The organism is Pseudanabaena sp. 'Roaring Creek', assembly GCF_001402795.1.
In the GTDB taxonomy this organism is placed as follows: domain Bacteria; phylum Cyanobacteriota; class Cyanobacteriia; order Pseudanabaenales; family Pseudanabaenaceae; genus Pseudanabaena.
Genome location: NZ_LIRE01000037.1, coordinates 1 through 5,195, shown reverse-complemented (window position 1 = coordinate 5,195; position 5,195 = coordinate 1). Strand labels below are relative to the sequence as shown.

The window sequence follows — 5,195 nt, the reverse complement described above, 5'->3', positions numbered from 1 at the left end:
TTCTTCCCCCTTTTTAAGGGGGATTGAGGGGGATCATTAGCATCTTTATTGAGAAGGATTTCCTAACCTAGAGAGTTATGACCAAAATCATAGATAAGCCTATAAATGACTCTGTAAAATCAAAAAAGAAGAAACCGCTTTTTCTTTCTTGGTTGCAATTGAGGAAAGAGCGAGTGCGTCTGTTAGTAGCGATCGCGGGAATTAGTTTTGCGGATGTGCTGATGTTTTTGCAAATGGGATTTCGCGGTGCATTATTTAGCAGTGCCGTAGAACTCCATCACAGCATCAATGGCGAAATAGTGATTTTGAGTAGTCGCTATCGATCGCTAATTTCCCTCGATCGCTTTACCGATCGTCGCCTTTACCAAGCCGCAGGCGTATCGGGCGTACAGTCCGTGAGTCCGATTTATCTCAACTTCATTCAATGGCGCAATCCTTACAACAAAGAGATCTGGGATATTTACGCCATTGGTATTAATCCCGAACATCAGGTTTTAAATATTAAAGGAGTTGCCGAGAATCGCCAAAAACTGCGCGAACCCGACACCGTTCTTTTTAATTCTGGATCGCGGAATGAATTTGGGGCGATCGCTAAAAACTTTAAAGCAGGCGAAGCCATCGTTACGGAAATTGACGAACGCCAATTTCAAGTGCGTGGACTGTTTCAACTCAGCCCCACCTTTGGCATTAATGCCCATCTCATCACCAGCGATATTAACTTTTTGCGAATGGTGCGATCGCGCCAAGGTGGACTAATCGATATTGGCGTAGTCAAGCTCAAGCCCGATGCCGATGTCAATAAAGTCCTAGCCGAATTGCGATCGCTCCTTCCCAACGATGTCAAAGTCGTGACGAGACAGGATTTCGCCAAAGCCGAAGTAGCCTTTTGGAACGCAAGTACGCCCGTGGGCTATACCTTCGATCTCGGTGTCGTAATCGCCTTTATTGTCGGAGCCGTAATCGTCTATCAAATTCTCTATAGCGATGTCACCGACCATTTACCCGAATATGCCACCCTCAAAGCGATGGGATTCCGCGATCGCTATTTATTGATTGTCGTCTTCCAAGAATCTCTCATTCTCGCCGTACTAGGATTCATTCCCGCCACAGCGATGGCATGGGGCATTTATGAAATTACCTATATCGCCACTCTTTTACCAATGGCAATGGACGCAGGGCGGATTACGTTTGTATTCGTGCTAACCGCCATTATGTGTTCCGTTTCCGCCGCCGTTGCTGTGAGAAAGATTCAAACTGCGGATCCTGCGGATATTTTTTGATTGGTGATTGGTAATTGGTGATTGGTAATTGGTAATTGGTTATTGGTAATTGGTGATTGGTGACTGATATTTCGTAATTCGTAATTGATAATTCGTAATTGATAATTCGTAATTCGTAATTCAAAAACAATGTCTTCGCAATTTGCTATTTCTGTAACGCAACTAAATCACTTCTATGGGCTGGATGCTCTCCGTAAGCAGGTTTTGTTTGATATTAATCTGCAAATCGATCGCGGTGAAATTGTGATTATGACGGGACCATCGGGGTCGGGGAAAACGACTTTGCTGACGCTCATGGGTGGTTTGCGATCGCCGCAAGAGGGTAGTCTGAAGATTTTAGGTCAGGAATTGCTTGATTCTATGCCCGATCAAATGACGCTGATTCGGTGCAATATTGGCTATATTTTCCAAGCCCATAATCTCTTGAACTTCCTCACCGTTTATCAAAATGTGGAAATGGCGCTAGAACTCCATGATGTGACTGTGGAAGAAGCAGATCGACGGATTCGAGAGGTCTTAGATTCGGTAGGTTTGTCTCATCGCTTGGATTACTATCCTAGCGACCTGTCGGGAGGACAAAAGCAAAGAGTGGCGATCGCTCGTGCCTTGGTGGGACAGCCGAAAATAATTCTTGCCGATGAACCAACGGCGGCGCTCGATAAAAAATCGGGGCGCGATGTGGTGGAGATTATGGAGAAATTAGCCAAACAGCAAGGTTGTACGATTCTCCTTGTGACCCATGATAATCGTATTCTCGATCTCGCCGATCGCATTATTTACATGGAGGATGGAGTCTTAATGCATCGGGCGGCATAATTTGCTATCGGGCGATCGCACTATCTTTACCCCAATTTGGCGTAAACTCATAGGAAATTTATCTGAGTCATCTACATATTTTTTATGAGCGCCAATTCTCCCATCGTGAAACCAGAAAGCAAGACAGCCCTGCCCGATGATTGGCTCTACGATCGCTCGGTTTTAGGATGGCTACTCAATCCGACCCTAAGCAAGCAGCTACCATTTCTCTACCAAATTTTTGCTCTGTATTGTAATTTGTATTTCCATCTCACGGGCAAAAACTATCTCAAGGGTGGGAGATCGTTATTTAGATTTTTATCAAATATTTTTTCGCAAACATCTCCCGATCGCTATCTAGAATTAACCCTATCTGGCTATCAAGTTTTTCTCAATCCCACCGATATGCGACTCTTTCAGGTCGTCAACGAGTTAGCCAGCCAAGAAACGGATACGCGAATTTTACCGAAGCTAATTACTGAAGGCGATACCTTCCTCGATGTTGGGGCAAATCATGGCAGTTTTGCGATCGTGGCTAGTAAGTTAGTTGGTGCGACGGGTTTTGTATTAGCTATAGAACCGCAGCCCCGACTAGCTAAAGCCTTAGGAAAATCATTGACCGCAAATGCTCTGGGCAAATTTGAGGTTCATCAGATCGCCGTTGGCAATACGGACGGAGAGATAGAACTACTAGTACCAATTGGTACATCGGGCTCGGCAGGTATTTTCCCAGAACATTCGGCAACCCATCAGCATAATGTGATTAAAGTTCCTCTAAAACGCTTTGATGATTTTGTGAATTGGCAAGGTTTTACAGGCAAAGTTTTGCTAAAACTAGATGTGGAAGGAAGCGAATGTGCTTTTCTGGCTGGAGCTAGCCAAATGATCGCTACCTTAAAGCCTACTTTAATTATTGAAGTTCATCCCACCAGCTTGAAAGCGGCAGGTGCTTCGGGTGACAAGCTCAAGCAATTATTGCAAGATTTAGGCTATAACCGCTATGCCGAAATAAACGATAGCGATCGCCTGTTCCCCCTAGAAGACTTAAACACCAATATTCAACGAAATGTTGTCATGATGATGGCATAGCCCGTAAAAAAAAGAGCGCTATGCGCTCTTTTTTTATCTGTGCAGAATTTGGTGCAAGGCTATTCCATAATCCCTAAAATGGGTCGATGGCTGGGATTGCTTAATTGAGGTGCGATCGCCGCAGATGAATATAAATTAGGATTGGACTGAGCCACGAGGCTGAAGGCTTCGCGGACTTGTTCGGTCACAGCAACCGTTTTCACATCGTAGGTTTGAGTTGCTAGCTTCGGATACATCCCGATCGCCACAATGGGCACAATCAAACAAGCGGCAATGAATACTTCACGGGGCTTGGCATCGCTAACGTATTTCTCAAGGGATAAAGTAGGATTGGTTTCTCCATAGAAAACCTGACGCAAAGTTGAAAGCAGATAGATTGGTGTGATGATTACGCCAACTGCCGCTAAACTGATCGTCACGATTTTAAAGCTAGAGGAATAGACATCACTGGTACTAATGCCGAGAAAAATATTGAGCTCGCTGACAAAGCCGCTCATCCCTGGCAGGGCTAAAGATGCTAAGGCGGAAGCAGTCATCAGGGCAAAGGCTTTGGGCATGATCTTCGCAATGCCGCCCATCTCATCCATCATCAAGGTATGGGTGCGATCGTAGGTTACACCCGCAAGGAAGAATAGAGCCGCAGCAATTAAACCGTGGGAGATCATTTGTAACAATGCACCGCTTACGCCGAGATCGTTAAATGAAGCTAATCCCAAAAGAATAAAGCCCATATGCGAAATCGAAGAATAGGCCAAGCGGCGTTTGAGATTTTGTTGGGCAAAGGCAGCCATTGCACCATACACAATACCCACAGCCCCTAAAATCGCAAGCAAAGGCGCGAAATAAACATGAGCATTGGGCAACATTTCAATATTGAAACGAATTAAGGCATATCCGCCCATTTTTAAGAGGACTCCAGCTAACACCATCGATACTGGAGCCGAAGCTTCCCCATGGGCATCGGGTAACCATGTATGCAAGGGGAAAATTGGTAGTTTCACCCCGAAGGCAATCAAAAAACCTGCATAGGCAAGCAGCTCAAAGGCGATCGGATATTGTTTCATCCCCAACTCTGCCATGTTGAAGGTAATGTTATCCCCGTAAAATGCCATCGCTAAACCAGCGACAAGAATGAAAATCGAACCTAAGGCAGTGTAGAGAATGAACTTAGTGGCAGCATAAAGACGTTTTGACCCACCCCAAATTGAAATCAGTAGATATACAGGAATCAGTTCCAATTCCCACATAAAGAAGAATAGCAATAGATCCTGAGCGGCAAATACCCCAATCTGAGCGCTGTATAAACAGAGCATCAAGAAATAAAACAGGCGAGATTTTTTGGTTACAGACCAACTAGCGAAAATTGCTAAGGTCGTTACTAATCCTGTTAAGACTATTAAGGGCATTGATAGCCCATCAACGGCTAAAGCCCAATTCAGACCTATCTGGGGAATCCATGCGTAGGTTTCAGACATCTGGAAAGCTGCATCATGCAGATTGTATTGACTCCAGAATGCGTAAATCATGAGCGAAAGTTCGATAAATCCTACTGCCATGGCATACGATCGCACATTCTTCGCGTCGCCGTACTTGTCAGGAATGAAAGGGATGGCGAAGGCGGCAATGAGGGGAAACAGAAGGATTGTTGTAAGCCAAGGAAATTCTGCAACAGACATGATGAGGATAATTACTTACTCGTTAAATCCATTGTATGAAGAAATTGTTAACTTGTATTAAGTCTTTTGATATAAAAGTTAATAAATCTTCAAATCATCATAATAGACTCAAAGCTATATCCCAGCTTGTTTTCTAGGTTTTGCAAGGTTATTCATTTATAAATTGTCATTGTATTTGCGAATACCATTAATTTATGACTATCGTTTAGGGATATTTCTGGATATTTCTTAAGAGGTGCAGGCTCGAGTCTTATTCATTTGGGCAGCCTGAGCTTGCAGCTTTCGTGAATTGCTATAGCTGCCGCCAGTTTTGTTAGGACAAAATCAAAACCCCAAAGAGAGTTGCCGCGCTCCG

The 5,195-nt window shown here is 44.3% G+C and carries 4 protein-coding genes; 3 read left to right on the top strand and 1 reads right to left on the bottom strand.

All coding sequences use genetic code 11. The features are described 5' to 3' along the window. Window positions 1-77 precede the first annotated feature (77 nt). The 3 genes from devC (at window position 78) to AC805_RS01180 (ending at window position 3,164) form a co-directional block, all read left to right on the top strand. Window positions 78-1,280 carry an ABC transporter permease DevC gene (gene devC / locus AC805_RS01190; protein ID WP_055073716.1) on the top strand — a complete coding sequence of 401 codons (1,203 nt, stop codon included), beginning with the start codon at window positions 78-80 and terminating at the stop codon, window positions 1,278-1,280. Between the two features lie 129 nt (window positions 1,281-1,409). Further along, window positions 1,410-2,096: a DevA family ABC transporter ATP-binding protein gene (locus tag AC805_RS01185; RefSeq protein ID WP_055073715.1), complete on the top strand. Its 687-nt coding sequence runs from the start codon at window positions 1,410-1,412 to the stop codon at window positions 2,094-2,096. Between the two features lie 84 nt (window positions 2,097-2,180). Further along, window positions 2,181-3,164 (top strand): FkbM family methyltransferase, encoded by a 984-nt coding sequence (locus tag AC805_RS01180; protein ID WP_055073714.1) that lies wholly within the window; start codon window positions 2,181-2,183, stop codon window positions 3,162-3,164. Window positions 3,165-3,223: 59 nt separating this feature from the next. Here the strand turns inward: AC805_RS01180 and AC805_RS01175 are convergent, their stop codons facing one another. Next, window positions 3,224-4,840, bottom strand: coding sequence for an NAD(P)H-quinone oxidoreductase subunit 4 (locus tag AC805_RS01175; RefSeq protein ID WP_055073713.1), 1,617 nt, complete (start codon window positions 4,838-4,840; stop codon window positions 3,224-3,226). Window positions 4,841-5,195: the final 355 nt, after the last annotated feature.

Excerpts from the sequence above, each read along its gene's own strand:
- AC805_RS01180 (WP_055073714.1), top strand. The coding sequence starts at position 2,181 with ATGAGCGCCAATTCTCCCATCGTGAAACCAGAAAGCAAGACAGCCCTG.
- devC (WP_055073716.1), top strand. The coding sequence starts at position 78 with ATGACCAAAATCATAGATAAGCCTATAAATGACTCTGTAAAATCAAAA.
- AC805_RS01175 (WP_055073713.1), bottom strand. The coding sequence starts at position 4,840 with ATGTCTGTTGCAGAATTTCCTTGGCTTACAACAATCCTTCTGTTTCCC.
- AC805_RS01185 (WP_055073715.1), top strand. The coding sequence starts at position 1,410 with ATGTCTTCGCAATTTGCTATTTCTGTAACGCAACTAAATCACTTCTAT.